The 17,943-nt window shown below is 37.8% G+C and carries 19 protein-coding genes and 1 pseudogene; 9 read left to right on the top strand and 11 right to left on the bottom strand.

The genetic code is table 11. The annotated features are described in order from the left end of the window. Positions 1-272: 272 nt before the first annotated feature. Together ACQKIM_RS19045 and ACQKIM_RS19040 are read right to left on the bottom strand one after the other, a co-directional pair. Entirely contained in the window at positions 273-1,535 is a 1,263-nt protein-coding gene (locus ACQKIM_RS19045) for an MFS transporter (protein WP_427546889.1), read from the bottom strand. Between the two features lie 234 nt (positions 1,536-1,769). After that, positions 1,770-2,648 (bottom strand): LysR family transcriptional regulator, encoded by an 879-nt coding sequence (locus tag ACQKIM_RS19040; RefSeq protein ID WP_427546886.1) that lies wholly within the window; start codon positions 2,646-2,648, stop codon positions 1,770-1,772. Between the two features lie 126 nt (positions 2,649-2,774). Between ACQKIM_RS19040 and ACQKIM_RS19035 the strand changes: the two genes are divergently transcribed. From ACQKIM_RS19035 to ACQKIM_RS19015, 5 genes and pseudogenes are all read left to right on the top strand, one after another. Continuing rightward, complete coding sequence (locus tag ACQKIM_RS19035) at positions 2,775-3,968, top strand: CynX/NimT family MFS transporter (protein WP_427546883.1); 1,194 nt, start codon at positions 2,775-2,777, stop codon at positions 3,966-3,968. Positions 3,969-4,164: 196 nt separating this feature from the next. Further along, positions 4,165-4,533: pseudogene (locus tag ACQKIM_RS19030) on the top strand (helix-turn-helix domain-containing protein); the annotation flags it as partial. Between the two features lie 149 nt (positions 4,534-4,682). Then, a complete protein-coding gene (locus tag ACQKIM_RS19025) occupies positions 4,683-6,437 on the top strand; it encodes an ABC transporter ATP-binding protein (RefSeq protein WP_427546880.1) in 1,755 nt (584 codons plus the stop codon). A 17-nt stretch (positions 6,438-6,454) separates the two neighbouring features. Continuing rightward, a complete protein-coding gene (locus tag ACQKIM_RS19020) occupies positions 6,455-7,132 on the top strand; it encodes a response regulator transcription factor (RefSeq protein WP_427546877.1) in 678 nt (225 codons plus the stop codon). Then, positions 7,129-8,202, top strand: a complete 1,074-nt coding sequence (locus ACQKIM_RS19015) for a sensor histidine kinase (protein WP_427546874.1) — start codon at positions 7,129-7,131, stop codon at positions 8,200-8,202. Before ACQKIM_RS19020 ends, ACQKIM_RS19015 begins: the two co-directional genes overlap by 4 nt. A 24-nt stretch (positions 8,203-8,226) precedes the next feature. On the opposite strand, the gene ACQKIM_RS19010 is transcribed toward ACQKIM_RS19015, so the two are convergent. Then, positions 8,227-8,814 carry an NAD(P)H-dependent oxidoreductase gene (locus ACQKIM_RS19010; protein WP_427546871.1) on the bottom strand — a complete coding sequence of 196 codons (588 nt, stop codon included), beginning with the start codon at positions 8,812-8,814 and terminating at the stop codon, positions 8,227-8,229. Positions 8,815-8,934: 120 nt separating this feature from the next. Between ACQKIM_RS19010 and ACQKIM_RS19005 the strand changes: the two genes are divergently transcribed. Continuing rightward, on the top strand, positions 8,935-9,372 hold the full coding sequence (locus ACQKIM_RS19005) for a MarR family winged helix-turn-helix transcriptional regulator (RefSeq protein ID WP_427546869.1): 438 nt from the start codon (positions 8,935-8,937) through the stop codon (positions 9,370-9,372). 727 nt (positions 9,373-10,099) lie between these two features. Beyond that, the gene (locus tag ACQKIM_RS19000) at positions 10,100-10,855 is read left to right on the top strand and encodes a YqcI/YcgG family protein (protein WP_427546867.1); all 756 of its coding nucleotides are present in this window, start codon (positions 10,100-10,102) and stop codon (positions 10,853-10,855) included. Here ACQKIM_RS19000 and ACQKIM_RS18995 read toward each other — a convergent pair. Next, positions 10,852-12,165, bottom strand: coding sequence for an amino acid permease (locus tag ACQKIM_RS18995; RefSeq protein WP_427546864.1), 1,314 nt, complete (start codon positions 12,163-12,165; stop codon positions 10,852-10,854). The genes ACQKIM_RS19000 and ACQKIM_RS18995 overlap by 4 nt on opposite strands. A gap of 19 nt (positions 12,166-12,184) precedes the next feature. After that, a complete protein-coding gene (locus tag ACQKIM_RS18990; RefSeq protein WP_427546861.1) occupies positions 12,185-13,120 on the bottom strand; it encodes an arginine deiminase family protein in 936 nt (311 codons plus the stop codon). A 142-nt stretch (positions 13,121-13,262) separates the two neighbouring features. On the opposite strand from ACQKIM_RS18990, the gene ACQKIM_RS18985 reads away from it, so the two are divergent. Beyond that, on the top strand, positions 13,263-13,712 hold the full coding sequence (locus tag ACQKIM_RS18985; protein WP_427546858.1) for an NUDIX hydrolase: 450 nt from the start codon (positions 13,263-13,265) through the stop codon (positions 13,710-13,712). Positions 13,713-13,747: 35 nt separating this feature from the next. Here ACQKIM_RS18985 and splB read toward each other — a convergent pair whose 3' ends face one another. The 6 genes from splB to ACQKIM_RS18955 form a co-directional block, all read right to left on the bottom strand. Beyond that, positions 13,748-14,776 carry a spore photoproduct lyase gene (gene splB, locus ACQKIM_RS18980; protein ID WP_427546855.1) on the bottom strand — a complete coding sequence of 343 codons (1,029 nt, stop codon included), beginning with the start codon at positions 14,774-14,776 and terminating at the stop codon, positions 13,748-13,750. 11 nt (positions 14,777-14,787) lie between these two features. Next, positions 14,788-15,012 carry a transcriptional regulator SplA domain-containing protein gene (locus ACQKIM_RS18975; RefSeq protein ID WP_427546852.1) on the bottom strand — a complete coding sequence of 75 codons (225 nt, stop codon included), beginning with the start codon at positions 15,010-15,012 and terminating at the stop codon, positions 14,788-14,790. Positions 15,013-15,151: 139 nt separating this feature from the next. Beyond that, positions 15,152-15,661, bottom strand: coding sequence for a QueT transporter family protein (locus ACQKIM_RS18970; RefSeq protein WP_427546849.1), 510 nt, complete (start codon positions 15,659-15,661; stop codon positions 15,152-15,154). A 152-nt stretch (positions 15,662-15,813) separates the two neighbouring features. After that, a complete protein-coding gene (locus tag ACQKIM_RS18965) occupies positions 15,814-16,569 on the bottom strand; it encodes a 3-oxoacyl-ACP reductase (protein WP_427546846.1) in 756 nt (251 codons plus the stop codon). A gap of 54 nt (positions 16,570-16,623) precedes the next feature. After that, positions 16,624-16,845, bottom strand: a complete 222-nt coding sequence (locus ACQKIM_RS18960; protein ID WP_427546843.1) for a DUF2829 domain-containing protein — start codon at positions 16,843-16,845, stop codon at positions 16,624-16,626. A gap of 97 nt (positions 16,846-16,942) precedes the next feature. Then, positions 16,943-17,551 (bottom strand): transglutaminase-like domain-containing protein, encoded by a 609-nt coding sequence (locus tag ACQKIM_RS18955; protein WP_427546840.1) that lies wholly within the window; start codon positions 17,549-17,551, stop codon positions 16,943-16,945. A gap of 47 nt (positions 17,552-17,598) precedes the next feature. Here ACQKIM_RS18955 and ACQKIM_RS18950 point away from each other — a divergent pair. Further along, positions 17,599-17,943 (top strand): hypothetical protein (locus tag ACQKIM_RS18950; RefSeq protein ID WP_427546837.1); only part of this gene is annotated, 345 nt, incomplete at its 3' end.

Genomic DNA, 17,943 nt, shown 5'->3' with positions numbered 1-17,943 from the left:
ATGCCAATAGAAAATACGATGAGCAATGGTTGATTGGAGTGTAGACTGAGTGACTCCTCGGGGATTCAGCGTCACAGATGAGACCCTGGAGCGAGTAACGCGAGTGAAGCGGCTCATCGGACGCCCCCAGGAAAGCACTCAGTCGGAACGGAGATCAACCCCTTGTTTTGAAAAAGGGCTATACTTTTTAATTTGTCACCTTGATTTCATTGACATAATAGTATTTCAACAACATGAAGTCCCTTATATTAGGGACTCCTAGAAAAAGCTAATTATTTTACTGTATCACTTTCTTCAAACCGTAAAATTCTCTTGGTCGCTAAAGCCATGATCACCATTAAAAAACCAATCATTATAATAGGAACATAGATTTTACTACTAAATACCTCAAATAATAAGCCATACAAAATTTGCCCAATTGGTGCCATACATTGTGAAACGGCAATAATAATAGCCATAACCTTCCCTAAATTTTCATTTGGTGTTTCTTTTTGGACAACTGTAATGACGTAAATGGAAATAACCGTCATAATCATAGCTATCAAAAGGGTACTTACAACAAAAACAATATAAGATGGATAGTAGCCAAAAGTAAGCATAAGAGGCATAACTGAAATAGCCATTGGAACAATCAATAATGCTGTGACGAAAATCCAAATATACAAATTCGTAATACCCAATTTTTTTGCAAAGTATCCCATCGATAAAGCCCCTAAAATAGTAGCAAAATCGATTAATCCCATTGCTATTCCATATAAAGTATCGCTACTTTGCATTGTGACACGGAGAATAATCGGTACACCTACAACAATCAATGGTGTTAATAATAAATTTAATAGTGCCGCTAAAATCATACATTTGAATATAAACGATTGCTTCATTACATAGCTAAAGCCCTCTTTCAAATCATTTACAAGTATTGGAATAATATGTCCGTCCTGTTCTCGTTGAGTAAATGGTATCGTAATAAACATCTCTAATAGGGCTGATAGAAAAAAGAGCACACCACTCATGATGACAAGTACTTTTAAGCCAATCATGCCGTATAATATCCCTCCTAGCACAGGAGCCGCTACACCCGACAATGCTTGAATCCCATTAACTATGCCATTTGCTTGCTCAAGCTTCTCTTCTTCTACAAGTACAGGGATACTGGCCATTACCGCTGGTGTATACATCGCACTAACAAGTGAAAGTAACATCATGACGATACCGATAAAAACGATAGAACTATTACCATTTATAAGCCAGAATAAAAGAATAAACACAATTATACTACTCACAAAATCAAATATGACCATTAAATTACGTCGATTGAATCTGTCAGCAATAGCCCCTCCAAGTGGTGCAAGTAAAATTGGGATACTTGAAATTGCAAATAGGACGGCAAAAAGATCCGCACGACCTGTTATATCTAGTACATACAGTGAAAGAGCAAATCTTAAAAGAGCAGATCCTAAAATTGAAATAATTTGCCCTATCACCATTAGGTTAAAATCTTTTGAAAAGCCTTTTCTTGTTATCTGAGATTCCATTCGAATAACCCCTTCCTTTTGCTCAATGGATGTTAAACCCTTCAGCCATCACTCATTTTTCCAGTGTAAGTTCGTTTTGAATTTCTGCGAACTTTATAGACCGACTGTCGGTTTACAAATATTATATGGTATCTCTCCAAAAAAAGGAACAACTATTTCATTTATTTCTCATATTTTCCATACCCCAAAGCATTCACTGTTTGAAAAATTTGAAAAAGCTAGCCCTTATTCGGACTAGCTTTGGAAATAAATTTTAACTTGTTCAATTAACGCTTTTGTTGCTTCACTTACATAACGCTCTACTCGATAAATAATTGATAAACTGCGGCTAGGTATGTCGTCCTGAATGTATACGATTTGCAAGGTAGGATCATTCATCTCTTTGATTAACGGATAAGGTTGTACAGTTACCCCTATATTTGCTCTAACAAGATTAATAATTGACGTTACTGAACTTGTCTCAAGAATGGAGTTTAATTGAAAGCCATGTTTTTTCACCGTCCCCTCCACTATTTCCCGCCCTAAATAACCTTCAGGATACATAATCAATGGAAGATCTTTTAATTCCCCTATTTTTATACTTTCTCGATTTGCCATCGGATGCTCCTTCGAAACAATTAACACATATTCCTCCAGACAAAGCGGAATCGTAACAAGCTGGTTATTTGGAAGAACGTTTATAGCAATACCAATATCGACCTCATTGTCAAGAACCTGTCGTACAATTTCGATAGATGACATAATCTTTAATTTAACTCTGGGAAACTTTTGGTGAAAATCGATGATGAGCTGAGTAATTCGATAATCTAAATCAGATGGCATTATTCCGATTCTTATTTGTCCTATTTGCATATCCTTTAAATCTTTAATGGAGTCTTTGACATTTTGTAAAGTACCTACTATTTCTGCTCCATAATTTAACAGTAGTGTACCTGCTTCAGTAAGCACGATTTTTTTGCCAATTCGATCAAACAACGGTAACCCAACCTCATCCTCAAGTACACGTATTTGCTGACTTAGCGTCGGCTGTGAAATACCAAGTTTTTCAGCAGCTTTTGTAAAATGCAGCTCCTCACAAACAGCCATAAAGTAGTGAAGATGACGTATTTCCAATAGATCACGACCTATCATAGTTTTTACCTATCATTATAATAGTAATAATAGTATTGTACAATTATATACATTGTTATAGACTTCAAATTGTTATTATTATTAAGCTATAGATGGAGTTGAATAAACATGAAATTAAAACATACAATTATACCAATTATTGCTGTAATTTTAGCTTCCTTTAATTTACGACCTGTGATAACTTCCGTTTCACCATTGTTAGGAACTATTCGAGAGTCATTACAAATGAGTGCTGCTACTGCAAGTTTACTAACTTCATTAGCTGTACTATGTATGGGCTTATTTGCACCATTTGCCATAAAACTTGCTAATCGCTGGAGTATTGAGCGGGCCATTGCCTACTCACTGATTCTTATTGGACTGGCAACAGCCGCAAGATTTTTTGCTTATTCTGCATGGGTGATGCTGCTTACAGCTCTTCTTTCAGGTATTGGTATCGCTATCGTAGGACCATTATTATCTGGCTATATTAAACAAAAATTCGCGAATCCTTCTCGTGTAGTTGGTATATATTCGTTAGCATTGGTTGTAGGCGCTTCGCTTGGCTCAGGGCTTTCCATACCATTAAGTACTCTTTTCCATACATGGCAAGCGGCTGCTGCATCATGGGCTATTCTTGCTGTCATAGCTGTTTTCTTTTGGTGGAAACCAATTGACAAGAAGCCAGTTCCAACTACCTCAGACATTTCTAGTGCTGAAAATAATTTAAAGCAACTACTAACAAATCAAAAAGCTTGGCTATTAACTGTTTTTTTTGGCTTAATGGCTTTCATGTTTTATACAATTATGGCCTGGCTGCCGCCTATAGCAGAGGATATGGGCTATAGTAAACAAGAGGCTGGCATAATGTTAACACTATTAACGGTTGCACAAATGCCTGCAACATTTTTAGTACCGATTTTAAATAATCGTTTTCAGCATAGAGCCGTTTGGTTAGTAGGATGTTCGATGTTAGAATTAACCGGTCTATTAATGTTGCTATTTGCCATTAACCCTTGGCTAAGTAGTATCCTTATTGGTATCGGTGCAGGTGGTTTATTCTCATTGGGATTAACATTACCAATTGATGAGGCCAAAAACATTAAGGAAGCAAGTATCTTGGCTGCTATGACACAATCGGTTGGCTTCGTATTTGCCGCTCTCGGTCCACTATTTGTTGGTCTTATACGAGATTTCACAGGCAGTTTTACAGCAGCCATTATTGGCATGATGGTTATCGTCATTGCCATGATACTTATTCAGATAAAAATCGGTAATCAGAGGGCTAAAGATACTTCGAGAGAGACGGCTACTGCACCATAAATCAATTTCGCCTTGGCGTAATTGCGTCCAGATTTTTTGGGGCTCTCTCTAAAAGCTCATCAAATTCCGTGACATCCGCCGAGGTCAACTGGCGTTTATGCGCCTGCTGAAAAGGAAAAAAACTGCATGCATCTTGCCATTCTATAGAGGTGGTAGTAGATAAAAAAAGACGATTTTATCCAAAGTAGAAAAAATCGTCGAACGTGGATCTGTAGCCCATTTCGCAGATCACTCCATTTATCATTTTTTAGATTCTAATATTAACGAGGTTCAATTAAAGGACTTCTTCATAGAGAGCCTAGGATCTGTGTTTGAGCATGATCTTTTGCATGGTACAAGCTATCTTCTTACATTAGAAAATTATTTTATTAATCATATGAATATTAGTGAGACAGCAAAGGAAATGTTTATTCATCGCAACACATTAATTTACCGTATCGAAAAAATTAAAGAAATTTTAAAAACTGATTTAAAAAACTATGAAGAACTTTTACAAATCCAACTAGCCTTAAGAATTTATCGATTACTTGGAAAGTCTTTATATCATGATGAGTTCACAGACTAACATAGTGGATGTCATGCAAAAATCAAAAGGTGATGATTTGGACGCTCATCACCTTTTATTGTTTGCAGCTTCATTGCAATTCATTTCATATTCAGTTCATAAACACATGCTATAGTAAAGCCATGAAACAATGAAGGAGGCTTATTTCTTTGCAGGAAACATCAAAAGATACTACTAAAAAACAAGATTGGCGACGTTTTATACAATTAGTAAAACGGGCTGAACCACCTATTTGGCTGCTAGTTATTTCCTTAATTATGAGTTTAGCTACAACAGGCGTAGGCTTTATCGTCCCATTATTTACAAAACAATTAGTGGATGGCTTTTCATTAGAATCCCTTGATTATTGGCAAATCATTTTGCTTGGTATTGCCTTTATTGCACAGGCTATTGCTAGCGGATTATCCATTTATTATTTAAATCGTGTTGGGCACCATGTTGTGGCAAAATTACGAGATCAACTTTGGCGCAAGCTGTTACATTTACCAATCCCCTATTATGATGAACACGATACCGGTGAAACATTAAGCCGTGTTACTAATGACACAGCAGTCGTGAAGGAGCTTATTACGGAGCATCTAGCAAACTGTTTATCTGGTGTTATTTCCATCATCGGTTCTATCATTATCCTCTTATTCTTAGATTGGAAAATGACGATGGTGATGCTAATTGCTGTTCCACTTGCGATGGTTATTCTAATGCTGCTTGGAAGACGTATGTTTGTGATCTCAAAGGGTATGCAGGATGAGACAGCGAAGTTTACTTCCGTGTTAAATCAAGTTTTACCTGAAACACGCTTAGTTAAGGCATCTAATGCGGAGCAAATTGAATATGAGCGTGGAAAAAAGGGCATTACGAATCTCTTTACATTTGGCTTAAAAGAAGCAAAAATTCATGCGCTTATTTCGCCACTAATTTCATTTGTACTAATGTCAGTACTTGTAGCTATTATTGGCTATGGAGGTGTTCGTGTTTCCTCTGGGGAACTGACTGCTGGCGATATGGTAGCATTTATTTTATATTTAATCCAAATCATTATGCCTATGACGCAATTAACAATGTTCTTTACGCAACTTCAAAAGGCTATGGGGGCTACGGAACGAATTAGCGAGTTACTTGAACACAAAGAAGAACATATTGAAGACGGCTTAACAGTAGAAAAAGTAGATCAACCGATTTATGTTAAAAATGTCGACTTTTCTTATGGTGAGGAACCGATTTTGTCCAATATTAACTTTACAATTGAGCCAGGCAAAGTAACGGCCATCGTTGGACCAAGTGGTGGTGGGAAAACAACAACATTTTCTCTATTAGAGCGATATTACCAGCCAACTGGCGGTAGCATCACATTAGGAGATATACCAATTGAAACCTTCTCACTCCACTCTTGGCGCAGTCAAATCGGCTATGTGGCGCAGGAAAGTGCCCTGCTATCAGGAACTATTCGTGAAAATATTTGCTATGGCATTGAGCGTGAAGTGCTGGATTATGAGCTAGAAAGAGTGGCTAAAATGGCCTATGCTGATCAGTTTATAAATGATCTTCCAGATAAATTTGATACAGAGGTTGGAGAACGAGGAATCAAGCTTTCAGGTGGGCAGCGTCAGCGTATTTCCATTGCAAGAGCACTATTACGGAACCCGCAGATTTTAATGCTTGATGAAGCAACATCGAGTTTAGATAGTAAGTCAGAGATTTATGTACAAAAAGCGTTAGATAATTTAATGCAAGGCCGCACAACATTAGTCATTGCTCACCGTCTATCAACAGTTGTAGATGCCGATCAAATATTGTTTATAGAGAAAGGGCATATTACAGGCTGCGGTACACACGAAACACTCTTTGAGACACATGAGATGTATCGTGAGTTTGCGAAGCAGCAATTACGAATTAAAGAGGATTAACGAAGGGATACGTTTAGATGACAAAACTATTAGTGGTGGATGATGATGCGCATATTCGAGAATTAGTAAAAGTATTTTTACAAAATGAAGGTTTAGAAGTTATAGAAGCTACGGACGGTGTCGATGCACTGTCCAAGTTAGCCTCTGAAAAAGTGGATATGGTTGTGATGGACATTATGATGCCTAACATGGATGGCTGGACATTATGTGAGGAAATACGGTCATTCAATACAGATCTCCCTATCCTCATGCTCACTGCTAAAGGAGAAACCTCCCAAAAGGTCAAGGGCTTTCATCTTGGCACAGATGACTATCTCGTGAAGCCGTTTGAGCCTGCCGAGCTGATTGTTCGAGTAAAGTCGATATTGAAAAGGTATCGCATATCCCTCTCTCAGATTGTAGAAGCTGGCAATGTCAAACTCAATCGCCAGACGCATGAAGTCGATATGAACGGAGAGATTATTATACTTCGGTTAAAAGAGTTTGAGCTATTATTTACGTTGGCAAGCTATGCAGGTAAAACATTTTCACGCGAACAATTAATCGAAGAAATTTGGGGCTATGACTATGAGGGAGATGAACGAACAGTCGATGTCCATATTAAAAGAATACGCGAACGTTTTCCACAAGAAATGAGTGGCTTTGCCATTCGCACCATTCGTGGTCTTGGCTATCGCTTGGAACTGGAATCATGAGAAAGCGAAGATTCTTTTTAAGATTGGCAATGGTCTTTTGTCTGTTCCTCATTGCGAATACTGTATTTGCTTTTATGTCCTTTCACACAACTACATGGCTCTATGGTCGGTTAGGGTTAGCGCCTCATGGCTTTTGGCTACAATTAGGAACGGTAATTGGTGTATTTGTGCTCTTTGCCTGTTCAGCCGCTATTATTTTTTTAATAGGGCTTAATCGACAACGCAATTACTGGGATACCATTGTTGATGCATTAAGACAAATGGCCAAAGGTGATTTTAATATCCAATTAGATTTAAAAGGAGATGAAGAGGACCAATTTGGCCAATTAATACATGGTATCAATCATATGGCTGTTGAATTAGGTGAGCTTGAAAGAATGCGTCAAGAATTTATTTCAAATGTCTCCCATGAAATTCAATCACCTTTAACATCTATTAATGGCTTTGCGAAAGCTCTTAAAAATATTAATCTGCCTGAAGAAAAGCGTCAGCACTACTTAGAAATTATTGAATTAGAAAGTAATCGTTTATCAAAAATAAGTGATAATTTGCTTAAACTTACTTCCCTAGAATCACAGCATCATCCATTTGAGGCAAAAAATTATCGACTTGATAAACAATTACGCAATGTTGTACTGGCACTTGAGCCTAATTGGATACTCAAACAACTCGACTTTGATCTTCAACTTGAAAACATAAGCATTACAGCAGATGAGGATTTGATGAATCAAGTATGGATGAATTTGCTAACGAATAGCATTAAATTTACGCATGTCTGCGGTACAATTACTTTGTCTATGACGCAGCAGCTTGATACAATCACAGTTATAGTTCAAGATACGGGCATTGGTCTATCCGAAGAACAGCAAATGCATATTTTTGAGCGATTTTATAAGGCTGATCAATCACGAACAATTGCAAATGGCGGCAGCGGCTTAGGATTAGCCATCGTCAAAAAAATTATTGAGATGCATCATGGAACCATTGCTGTAGAGAGCAAGCTAACTGAATTTACATCCTTTATCATTACATTGCCTATCGATAGTATACAAACTCGTGCAAACGACTAAGACCGTCTGCACGAGATAATTCTATTAGTAAGCAACCTTTCTAAAATATCGATACACTTTGTTAAGCTTTTGCTGTTGCTTCCCCTTTTTACTTTCCATATTACCAAACTCAAAAAATTTCACTTTCTTCATCCCTACATACTTAAACAAAGCTCTTTTCATTAAAATTTTATGGGCATTATTCAACCATAAGAAAGGATAATTCGTTGGTCCCTTCATCGTAGACACACAGACAACTGACTTCCCCTTTAAGAGTCCTATAGGGAATAATCCCTTTGTATCCCGATAAGCAAAATTTGAAGCAAATAATTGATCAATATAGCCCAGCAGCATGGCTGGAGGTCTTCCCCACCAAATTGGATAGACAAAGACGATTTGATCTGCCCATGTAAGCTGTTGTCGGTATTTATCTAATTTCGGATCACGGTGCATATCACGACGTCGTTTATGCTCATGGAATACTAATCGTGGATCGAATTCTTCCTCATATAAATCTAGTATTTGTATTTCTTCTATTGCAGGATTCTCTTGACATCCCTTTATAACCTCCTGTAAAAAAGCATAGTTTAAACTTTTATGGTTTGGATATGTATAGACAATTAACGTTTTCATTATGTACCCCCTATTACTTATCATTTGATAACAAAATAATAATCCATTTAATTTTTATTGTCAAATGATAATTGTTTTAAAACAAGTTATTTGTTATCTTGACAATAAGAGGTGATCCAATTGGATAAAAGCAGTTTATTTCATCAATTCGTGACGTTTACAGCCACTGTCCACCAAGTGACTCATGATCTCACCCAAAATGTGACAGTTGCCAATATAACACCGCTTCAATATAAAATTCTAGAATATATTAAAGTAAGCCAGCCCGTCACACCGACCGAAATAAGTGAATGTCAGCATATGTCCTTGCCCAACACAAGTCGTGAACTACGAAAATTACAAGAACAACATCTAATTGAAAAATTTAACGATACAGAGGACAGAAGAAAGCAGTATATTCGCTTGTCCGGTGAAGGAGATAAAATGATGGACGAAGCCTTTGCCTGTATCGAAGAACGCTTTTTACAGCTTATTCAACATGCGTCAAAGGATGATTTAAAGGACATTCAACATGCCCTAGACATCCTCAATCAAAAGGTTTTTCAGCAAAAAAATTAAGAATATGCTGCTTTAGATAGTTAGATTTTAGTAACTATTGAAGTAATTATGATTTTTTTCTCATTGAAGTGCTATTTCCAGAACTGAGCTGATTATTTCTTTACTTTTTGTGATCATTTTCAGGACTAAAGCGATCACTTCCTTACTCTAGGTAATCATTTCTGGGACTGAGCTGAGCATTTTTTACTCTAAGTGAGCATTTCCATGACTAAACCGATCACTTCCTTACTCTAGGTGAGCTTTTCTTGGACTGAGCCGAGCATTTCTTTACTCTAGGTGAGCTTTTCTTGGACTAAGCCGAGCTTTTCTTTACTCTAGGTGAGCTTTTCTTGGACTAAGCCGAGCTTTTCTTTACTCTAGGTGAGCTTTTCTTGGACTAAGCCGAGCTTTTTTTACTATAAGTGAGCATTTCTAGGGCTGAGCTGAGCATTTTTTACTCTAAGTGAGCATTTCTAGGGCTAAGCCGAGCATTTTTTACTCTAGGTGAGCATTTCTTTACTCTAGGTGAGCATTTCTGGAACTGAGCTGAGCACTTTTTACTCTAAGTAAGCATTTCTAGGGCTAAGCCGAGCACTTTTTTCAAAGTGTTCAATTAAAGAAATCGCTCATTCCCTTAATCAATATATTCGCTCGATAATTAATATTTTCACTAAACTTGCCCCATAAATTCGTAACCCATTGGCTTTTTCTTTAATAGTATATTGGTGTATAGAAGGAGGAGACTCAAGTGGAAGTAGTAGTATTTGATAGGAAGTGGATGGAGGAGCATTTAGAGACACTTCCATTTTGGCAACAATCAGCCTATACGGACTTTGCTGCCACAATTGCTGATGAAGCGAATACTTTTCCATGTGTACCTGCAAGGATGGGTTTTTTATCGAACCATCTGCGCTATAGTTTTGTCGGGGATCCACGGGAGGAACAATCAATCAAGAAATTAGCACAATGCTTAAAGGAATATGCGAAATTCTCGCAAACATATGGGAAATACACAACCCTCGCAGTTTTCTTTCATACCCCGAACGATATGCTTAACCATTTTAAAGTCACGGATTATCAACAATTATTTTGGACCATTTTAAACAATTTAACTAAAATTGATGATATCGAGTGGCCTGAGGAAATTCCAACTGATCCAACTCACACTGAATGGGAATTTTGTTTTAACGGTGATCCCTATTTTATCTCGTGTGCAACGCCCGCCCACAAATTACGTAGGAGTCGCCATTTTTCTACGTTGTTAATGGCGATTCAACCTCGCTGGATATTTGAAGAAATTAATGACACTACTGCATTTGGTCAAAAATTAAAAAAACTAGTTCGCCAACGTATTGCTGACTATGATGCGCTTCCAGGACATCCTGATTTAAAATGGTATGGACAAGAGGATAGTTACGAATGGAAGCAATATTTTTTAAGTGATGACAATCATAGTCCATCCAAATGTCCTTTTTCGCGGATGTCACAGAATAACATACATTAAGCCTCGTTTTTTTGCCTTTTCACAACAATCCAGGTCGCAATGCCTATTAGGACCATAAAGAGCAGGCTCACGAAAAAACCGAGCCTGCTCGTTTTTTCTCCCAATGTGCCAGACACCGTTATAGCGATGAGTAACATCCCCATACTATTTTTCACATGCTCCCATTTGGATAACTCCATGAGCTTCATATACGTCACTAAAATAAAGAGCCAGTTGTAGATCAGCATTAGACCAGCAGCTGTAACCATATATTCAAAAATCTTTTCTGGCATAAGAAAGCCAATCACAATTGTTATCACTAAACCACCCGCTAAAAATAAAAATGCAGGAAATGGTACTTTCCTTTTCCCTTTCTTCGCTAGTATTTTAGGGGCATCATGATCTTCTGCAAGTGTAACGAGAATTGTAATAACCGCATATAGCGAAGCAACCATTGTTGAAAAGCCAGCAATAATTAAAACACCATTAAAAACATCTGTCACAAAGGGTATATGATAACCCTGTAGAGCCGTAATAAAAGGGCTCTCCTCAATATTAAAATCTTTCCAGGAGACAAGCGCCAATGCTAGTGCAATGGCCAGTATAAAAATAATTGTGATAACAATCAGCATGATTCTTCCTGCTTTTGGTGCCTCTTTAGGATTTTTTAAATCGATGACCATTAACCCCATCACTTCAATGCCTCCATAGGCGTAAAAGGCATACAGTAGTCCAAGCCAAATTCCTTTTATGCCTTGTGAGAAAAATTCTTCGTAATTCGAATACAGTGAATCAAGTGTTGACGATTGCGAGCCTTTCACGATAATTATTGCAGCTACGATAATAAACATGATAATCGCTGCTGCCTTTAATGCCCCAAAGATATTTTGAAAGTTTTCAAAGCCCTTCATACCAGTTAAAATAACAATTAGCGCTAGTGCAGCATAAATAGACGCAGCCACCCATAATGGCAAAGCAGGAAACCAAAACTTCGTAAAAATACCCAGTGCCATCAATTGGCTCCCCATTATGAGGATCTCGGATATCAAATAAACCCAGCCATTACTAAATCCTGCCCATCTACCAAATGCTTGCTTGGCATAGGTACGAAACGAGCCTTTATCAGGGTTAGCAACAGACATTTTTACTAATGCATCATACACAATGTAAGTACAAATTGCTGCTAATAAAAAAGGAATTAACACAGCTGGTCCACTTTTATGAATAGCCATACTTGTCCCAAGAAAAAAACCTGTTCCCAGTGTACAACCTATACCGAGAAGCGAAAGCTGCCACCAAAACAACCTTCCTTTACTTGTTTTAGCTGTCATTTTAATCAACCCTTTTTGCTTACTTTCTTACCAACGGCAGTGTCATGCAACGAATGCCTCCACCACCCTTTTCAAGCTCCGTGACTTCAACTTCAAGCAATTTCTTTTTTTGCAGTAGCGGATGCATCATCAATTGCTGTTTCGTTGCTTGCTTACTAATCAATAATGTTTCCGGATCAATATTCACAAAATTAATGTCAGGAATTGTTTTATATTTTTCAAGCCAATATACGTCGAAGCCATGTCTTTGTAAAAATTGTTCTACCATGTCAAAACGACTGCTTTGAACTGTGAACACCTGCACTGGAAAATAACGTACAAAACTTTTAGCCATCACCAAATTAGCATTCGCTACATTACAATTCATATCTAAATGAAGCGTATCATTTCCTTTTGGCAAATCAATAACGGCAATTTCTGAAAATCCTTCTTGAAAGATGCTAGCCTTAATACTTTCGACAGCCTCTAATGTCGTTCTCATACCAAGGTTAATGAGCACAGCATCCTTATTTAAAATCATCATATCTCCACACTCGAATGGATGAAGAGGCTGCGACTTACTCATAAATTGTTCTGGAAACCACTTTGCTAAAAGTGAATGTGCAAGTGGATACTCTGGACATCTTAACGAGCTCCCTGCATTTCCAGGTAATATTTTATTGCCAAAGACACAGGCAAGATCGCGCACAAAATAACGATTAATAAGCTGCTCACTTAACAAGTGTTGTTCATTGGCTAGTTCTTTGGCATAATCTATAACTTTTACACCTGCATGTTCAAACGTTTCCTTCAATTCCATAAAGTTCTCTATTGCTTTTTTATGGCTAACAGCCGCACTCCAACCAACGTTCTCAGCTATTGTTATATCTGTTACATCTAAAATTGAAGGTGCACAAAGCATAACAACCTTCAGTTCCTCATGCTCTGACCAGCAATTCACTTGATATGAATCCATCATATTCTCCCCTTCTCCATAACGATCTCTGTTAGCGTTACCATCGTGATTCAGATTATACAAATGCAAATAAAAGAAGGATTTCTTTATTATTTAGATAATTAATACAAAGATATAAATAATAACAGAAATGAGTGTTACCATGGAATACTATCAATTTTTACGACAATATGTAGGACATCAACCTATTATTTTACCTGGTTCAGCTGTCATCATTCTTAATAATGCAAACGAAGTATTATTGCAAAAAAGATACGAAGGAGGGTGGGGACTTCCAGGTGGTTTGATGGAATTAGGAGAAAGCTTAGAAGATACCGCTAAAAGAGAAGTGCTAGAAGAAACAGGATTGACTATTACAAACCTACAGTTACTAGGCATTTTTTCAGGGCCAGATTATTATATTAAAATGTCTAACGGGGATGAATTTTACTCCGTTACGGCCATCTACTATACAAAAAATGTAAAAGGCGATTTAGTGATTAATTATCATGAATCAGAGACAATGCAGTACTATTCATTAATAGATTTACCAGATGGATTAACAGCTATAAATCGGAGGTTTATTGAGTCGTATGTATCACAAATACTTTAGAGAGAAAACCTCCAAGTTCTCTCTCTAAGCTACTGTTACGTAAAATACTCTAATTTCGCTTGAGGAAAGAATTTTTGCATATAGCCATACAAATGTTCCTTAATATCTTCCTCTTCTTCTTTTTGATAAATATATTTACCAATCCCATATTTGCCCCATTTATATCGTCTCACTGTCTCATCGAGCTCTAGCTTTGTCATGGGATAATTTTTTTCAATCACACGTTTAGCTGGCTTTGTAAACCGATGCTGAATAAACTCAAACGTTATATCCTCTCGTACTTCCTTTGGCAGTTCAGCATCCAATCGCTCAAACATATGATAATAGCCCTCCTGCCATCCATCATGAAGATAGATGGGGGCGACGATAAAGCCAAGCGGGTATCCGGCCCTTGCCACTTTCCCAGCTGCCTCAATCCGTTTTATTAACGTGGATGTACCTGGCTCAAAATGCTTAATGACATAATCGGCATTTACACTAAAACGAAACCTTGTCTTCCCATTATGCTTGGCATCCAATAGATGATCCACATGATGGAATTTCGTTACAAATCGTAATTGACCTAATTCACTTTGACCAAAATGCTCGATGGCTCGCTTCAACGTGTGTGTTAGATGATCAATTCCTACAATATCGGAGGTACAGGATGCCTCAAAGCGCGTGATGTCAGGAGCACGTTCTATCATATAATGATCAGCCTGCTCCAGAATTTCATCGACATTCACATAGGTACGTATATAAGGTTTACTGCCCATCGTTGTTTGTAAATAACAATAATGACAATGCCCCATACAGCCTGTTGCAAATGGAATTGCATATTCAGCTGAGGGCTTAGAGGTATCAAATTTTAAGGTTTTCCGAATCCCTACGACTAATGTAGATTTGGCTACCCGATACTTTTGAAAATCATTGTCTCCTGGGAGATCTCTCACTTGATTGTGCGAAGTTGTATAACGAACTTCGATACCCATCTGCTCAAACTTTGCCTTTAGCTCCTGACCTAGTGGATATTGAAGTGCATCTGGTTCAAAATAGACGAGCTGGGGGATAAATGGCTTTATCATAGTAGACCACCTCAATGAAAATACTGATGATAGGCCTGCTCAGCCGCCATCTCGCTTGAAAAAATCAATGTATCATTTGTTATTGGATAATACGTTTCAAATAAAAAAAGGGCTAGCTCCTCTGGTTGTTCTGGATGATAAACCACTGCTGCTTCCTGTATATTCGCTACATCCTGAATATGAGGATTACGATAAAAAATATAAACAATATCACCGACATTGTATTGTTGCTGCATCTCTTCACCTTCCTCCGTCTTTCCATTAGTTTGGTGAAAATATATGAAAATTATGTTTATCTAAAAAAATTCTTTTCAAAATTTTAGCTTCTGAAAAACGCGAAAAAACGGGCTTTAATTGTAGCCCGCTTTTTAAAATTTATTTCGATAAATCAATTTTTTTATTTAATAAATAAATAGTTAGACCACCTACAGTCATGGACAATAATTCTCCAACGCCCACTGTAAACCATGTAGCCCAAAAAGGAAGATCATAAAGGATCGTTAATTGGCCAGCAACCGTAAACATTGATATCGCAAAAATTAATGCGGTTACTGCCATTTTTACAATATCATTTGTCATATGTTTCGTGATGCTTCTGCAAAGTATTAACACTAAAAAGGTCGCAATCCCACCAATCGGCACATCTAAAATCCATGTTGGCGACATGAAATTAGCGAGTATTACGCCAATCGTCACCGCTGCAACATAGCGCTTATTGTACAATGCCAGATAATTAAACATTTCTGACAAACGCAGCTGGACAGCGCCAAAGCTTATGACTGACAATAAAACAGTTACAGCAACATATAAGGCTGCAACAAGTGCCGTCTTTGTAAGTTCACTTACAGAAATACGGCTAGACTCTTTTACAACAGATGTATTCAATTTTATTCTCCTTTGTAAAATAGCATCTTTGCTATTTTAGTAATAACTACGACCAAAGGAAGAGAACTTTTAGCCCTATCTGAAGTGCCGTAGTGCAAGCCCATTTTTGCTTACTTGCGTATTATAGCAGAAGAATATCTTATTGAACAATGCTATTTTGTCAGCCAGCCGCCATCAATTGGCAGAATAGTTCCATGAATATAATCAGCAGCAGAACTTGCCAAGAAGAGTGTTAAATACGCTACTTCGTGCGGTTGTGCCCAGCGACCGGCAGGCGTTTCATCGGCTACCCATTTTGCCATTTCCCCATCCCCTTCAAAATCTGCCTTATTCATGGGTGTTTGGATGGCTCCAGGTGCTATAGCATTGGCACGAATGCCTTCACGACAATAATCTAAGTCTAACTGCTTCGTATAGCCAACAATAGCATGCTTAGAAGCGGTATAAGCTGCACCTCCACCACCTGCAACTAGTCCAGCAATCGATGCCATATTAATAATAACGCCAGCCTTCCTTTCTACCATATGAGGCAAAATCGTATTCGTCACGAAATAAGTTCCCTTTAAATTGGTATTCATAATAGCATCCCAAAGCGCTTCATCTGTATCCAGAGTTTTGGCAAAACCATCTAAAATACCTGCCGTATTACATAAAATATCGATTTGCTTAAATTGCGATATTGCGCTATAAAACGACTGTTCAACATCCTTTTGCTTGCTTACACTGCCTAAACAGTAAGAAAATTGCCTAGGAAATTGCTGTTGTAAATGGATTAAACCAGCTTCGTCCAAGTCAAATCCAAATACATTTGCGCCATTTTCCAAAAAGGCAATGGCCTGAGCCTGACCAATTCCTGAAGCGGCACCTGTAATAAAAACCGTCTTTCCCTGATACTCTTCAAATTTCATAACATCTCTCCTCAAAACAAAAGAAGCCACCTCTGTTGAGATGGTCTCCTTTATTTAATCAACAATGATCCAATCTTCAGCTAATAAATCACAAACTGACGGTGTAAACATTGTATAGCCTTCACCACGTACATTAATTAAAAAATAAGGATTTAAAGTCTCGCCTTCATGCTCACCTTTGCCAACTAGCTTTACATACAATTCAGCGCCGCCCCAGCCCTTACGGATCACTTTTTCTCCTGCTTTTAAGCGTGGTAATATTTCTTCAAACGTCATGCCATTCAACCTCTTTCAACATTCTTTATCGAAATAGTATACTGGAATTCTCAAAGGCTGACAACAGTATAATGAGTTGCTAAACATCTTTGTATTTTTATAAGTCATCAGGTAATCGATGCATATACATTTCTAATGCATTTGTATGTGCATTTAAGGTTGCCATTGTGTTTTTATTAGGTTCAGTGTAGATAATAGGATAATCTTTTTCTCCTAGCTTTTCGTTTATTGAAAAGGCTAGTTTTTCCTCATTTACAGAGAATTCAGCCTGTACGCCTGGTTTATTGCCACGAGCATCCAAACGAATCCAACGATTTAAAGAGCTTAGATAAACTCCATTTAATGCATGAAGACAATAGCCTTCCTCTGGGGTATCAAAAAGCATTAATCGTTGATAACAAAAACCAGTTGGAATCCCTGCACCTCTTAGCAGCGCTGCTAATAAATTAGACTTTGCGTAGCAGATTCCCTCACGCTCTGTTAGAACTTCTGAGGCTTTACAAGTAATATTTGAACTTTGAATGTCCCACGAGTGAGCTATTTCATCTCTAACAAATAGAAAAGCTGCCTTCACCTTTTCTATTTCCGAAGATTGGTTCTCAAAGATCTCACCAATTTTTTGATAAATTAATGGATGACGATAATCCACATATTCCAGTTCTTGTAAATATTCATTTAAATCCGTAGCTTCAGGAATCAGCTTCATAAATCTAATTCTCCTTTTGGAATAATTATAAATAAATACGGATTTTTATGCAAATAGATTTATATAGTTATTTGACTATCGCTGCTGTTACAACAGTTTTTTGGCTACCTGAGGGGGTCTCCTCGTTAGCCGAGCAAATTATTTCTCTGCCTGAGCAGTTCTTCTGGCTAGCCGAGCAAATTGCTTCTCTGCCTGAGCGGTTTTTCTCGCTAGCCGAGCAAATTGCTTCTCTGCCTGAGCGGTTTTTCTCGCTAGCCGAGCAAATTATTTCTCTGCCTGAGCAGTTCTTCTGGCTAGCCGAGCAAATTGCTTCTCTGCCTGAGCGCTTCTTCTCGCTAGCCGAGCAAATTGCTTCTCTGCCTGAGCGCTTCTTCTCGCTAGCCGAGCACGTA

Origin of the sequence: Lysinibacillus sp. NPDC047702 (genome assembly GCF_050272555.1) — a bacterium.
Classification (GTDB): domain Bacteria; phylum Bacillota; class Bacilli; order Bacillales_A; family Planococcaceae; genus Lysinibacillus.
This window is presented reverse-complemented; position numbering and strand designations above follow the sequence as displayed.

What these genes read in the sequence shown, in the direction of transcription:
- ACQKIM_RS18975 (WP_427546852.1), bottom strand. Translation starts at nt 15,012, where the DNA reads ATGCAGCAACAATACAATGTCGGTGATATTGTTTATATTTTTTATCGT.
- ACQKIM_RS19020 (WP_427546877.1), top strand. Translation starts at nt 6,455, where the DNA reads ATGACAAAACTATTAGTGGTGGATGATGATGCGCATATTCGAGAATTA.
- ACQKIM_RS19045 (WP_427546889.1), bottom strand. Translation starts at nt 1,535, where the DNA reads ATGGAATCTCAGATAACAAGAAAAGGCTTTTCAAAAGATTTTAACCTA.
- ACQKIM_RS18995 (WP_427546864.1), bottom strand. Translation starts at nt 12,165, where the DNA reads ATGACAGCTAAAACAAGTAAAGGAAGGTTGTTTTGGTGGCAGCTTTCG.
- ACQKIM_RS18965 (WP_427546846.1), bottom strand. Translation starts at nt 16,569, where the DNA reads ATGAAATTTGAAGAGTATCAGGGAAAGACGGTTTTTATTACAGGTGCC.
- ACQKIM_RS18990 (WP_427546861.1), bottom strand. Translation starts at nt 13,120, where the DNA reads ATGGATTCATATCAAGTGAATTGCTGGTCAGAGCATGAGGAACTGAAG.
- ACQKIM_RS18960 (WP_427546843.1), bottom strand. Translation starts at nt 16,845, where the DNA reads ATGACGTTTGAAGAAATATTACCACGCTTAAAAGCAGGAGAAAAAGTG.
- splB (WP_427546855.1), bottom strand. Translation starts at nt 14,776, where the DNA reads ATGATAAAGCCATTTATCCCCCAGCTCGTCTATTTTGAACCAGATGCA.
- ACQKIM_RS19035 (WP_427546883.1), top strand. Translation starts at nt 2,775, where the DNA reads ATGAAATTAAAACATACAATTATACCAATTATTGCTGTAATTTTAGCT.
- ACQKIM_RS18985 (WP_427546858.1), top strand. Translation starts at nt 13,263, where the DNA reads ATGGAATACTATCAATTTTTACGACAATATGTAGGACATCAACCTATT.
- ACQKIM_RS19015 (WP_427546874.1), top strand. Translation starts at nt 7,129, where the DNA reads ATGAGAAAGCGAAGATTCTTTTTAAGATTGGCAATGGTCTTTTGTCTG.
- ACQKIM_RS19010 (WP_427546871.1), bottom strand. Translation starts at nt 8,814, where the DNA reads ATGAAAACGTTAATTGTCTATACATATCCAAACCATAAAAGTTTAAAC.
- ACQKIM_RS18955 (WP_427546840.1), bottom strand. Translation starts at nt 17,551, where the DNA reads ATGAAGCTGATTCCTGAAGCTACGGATTTAAATGAATATTTACAAGAA.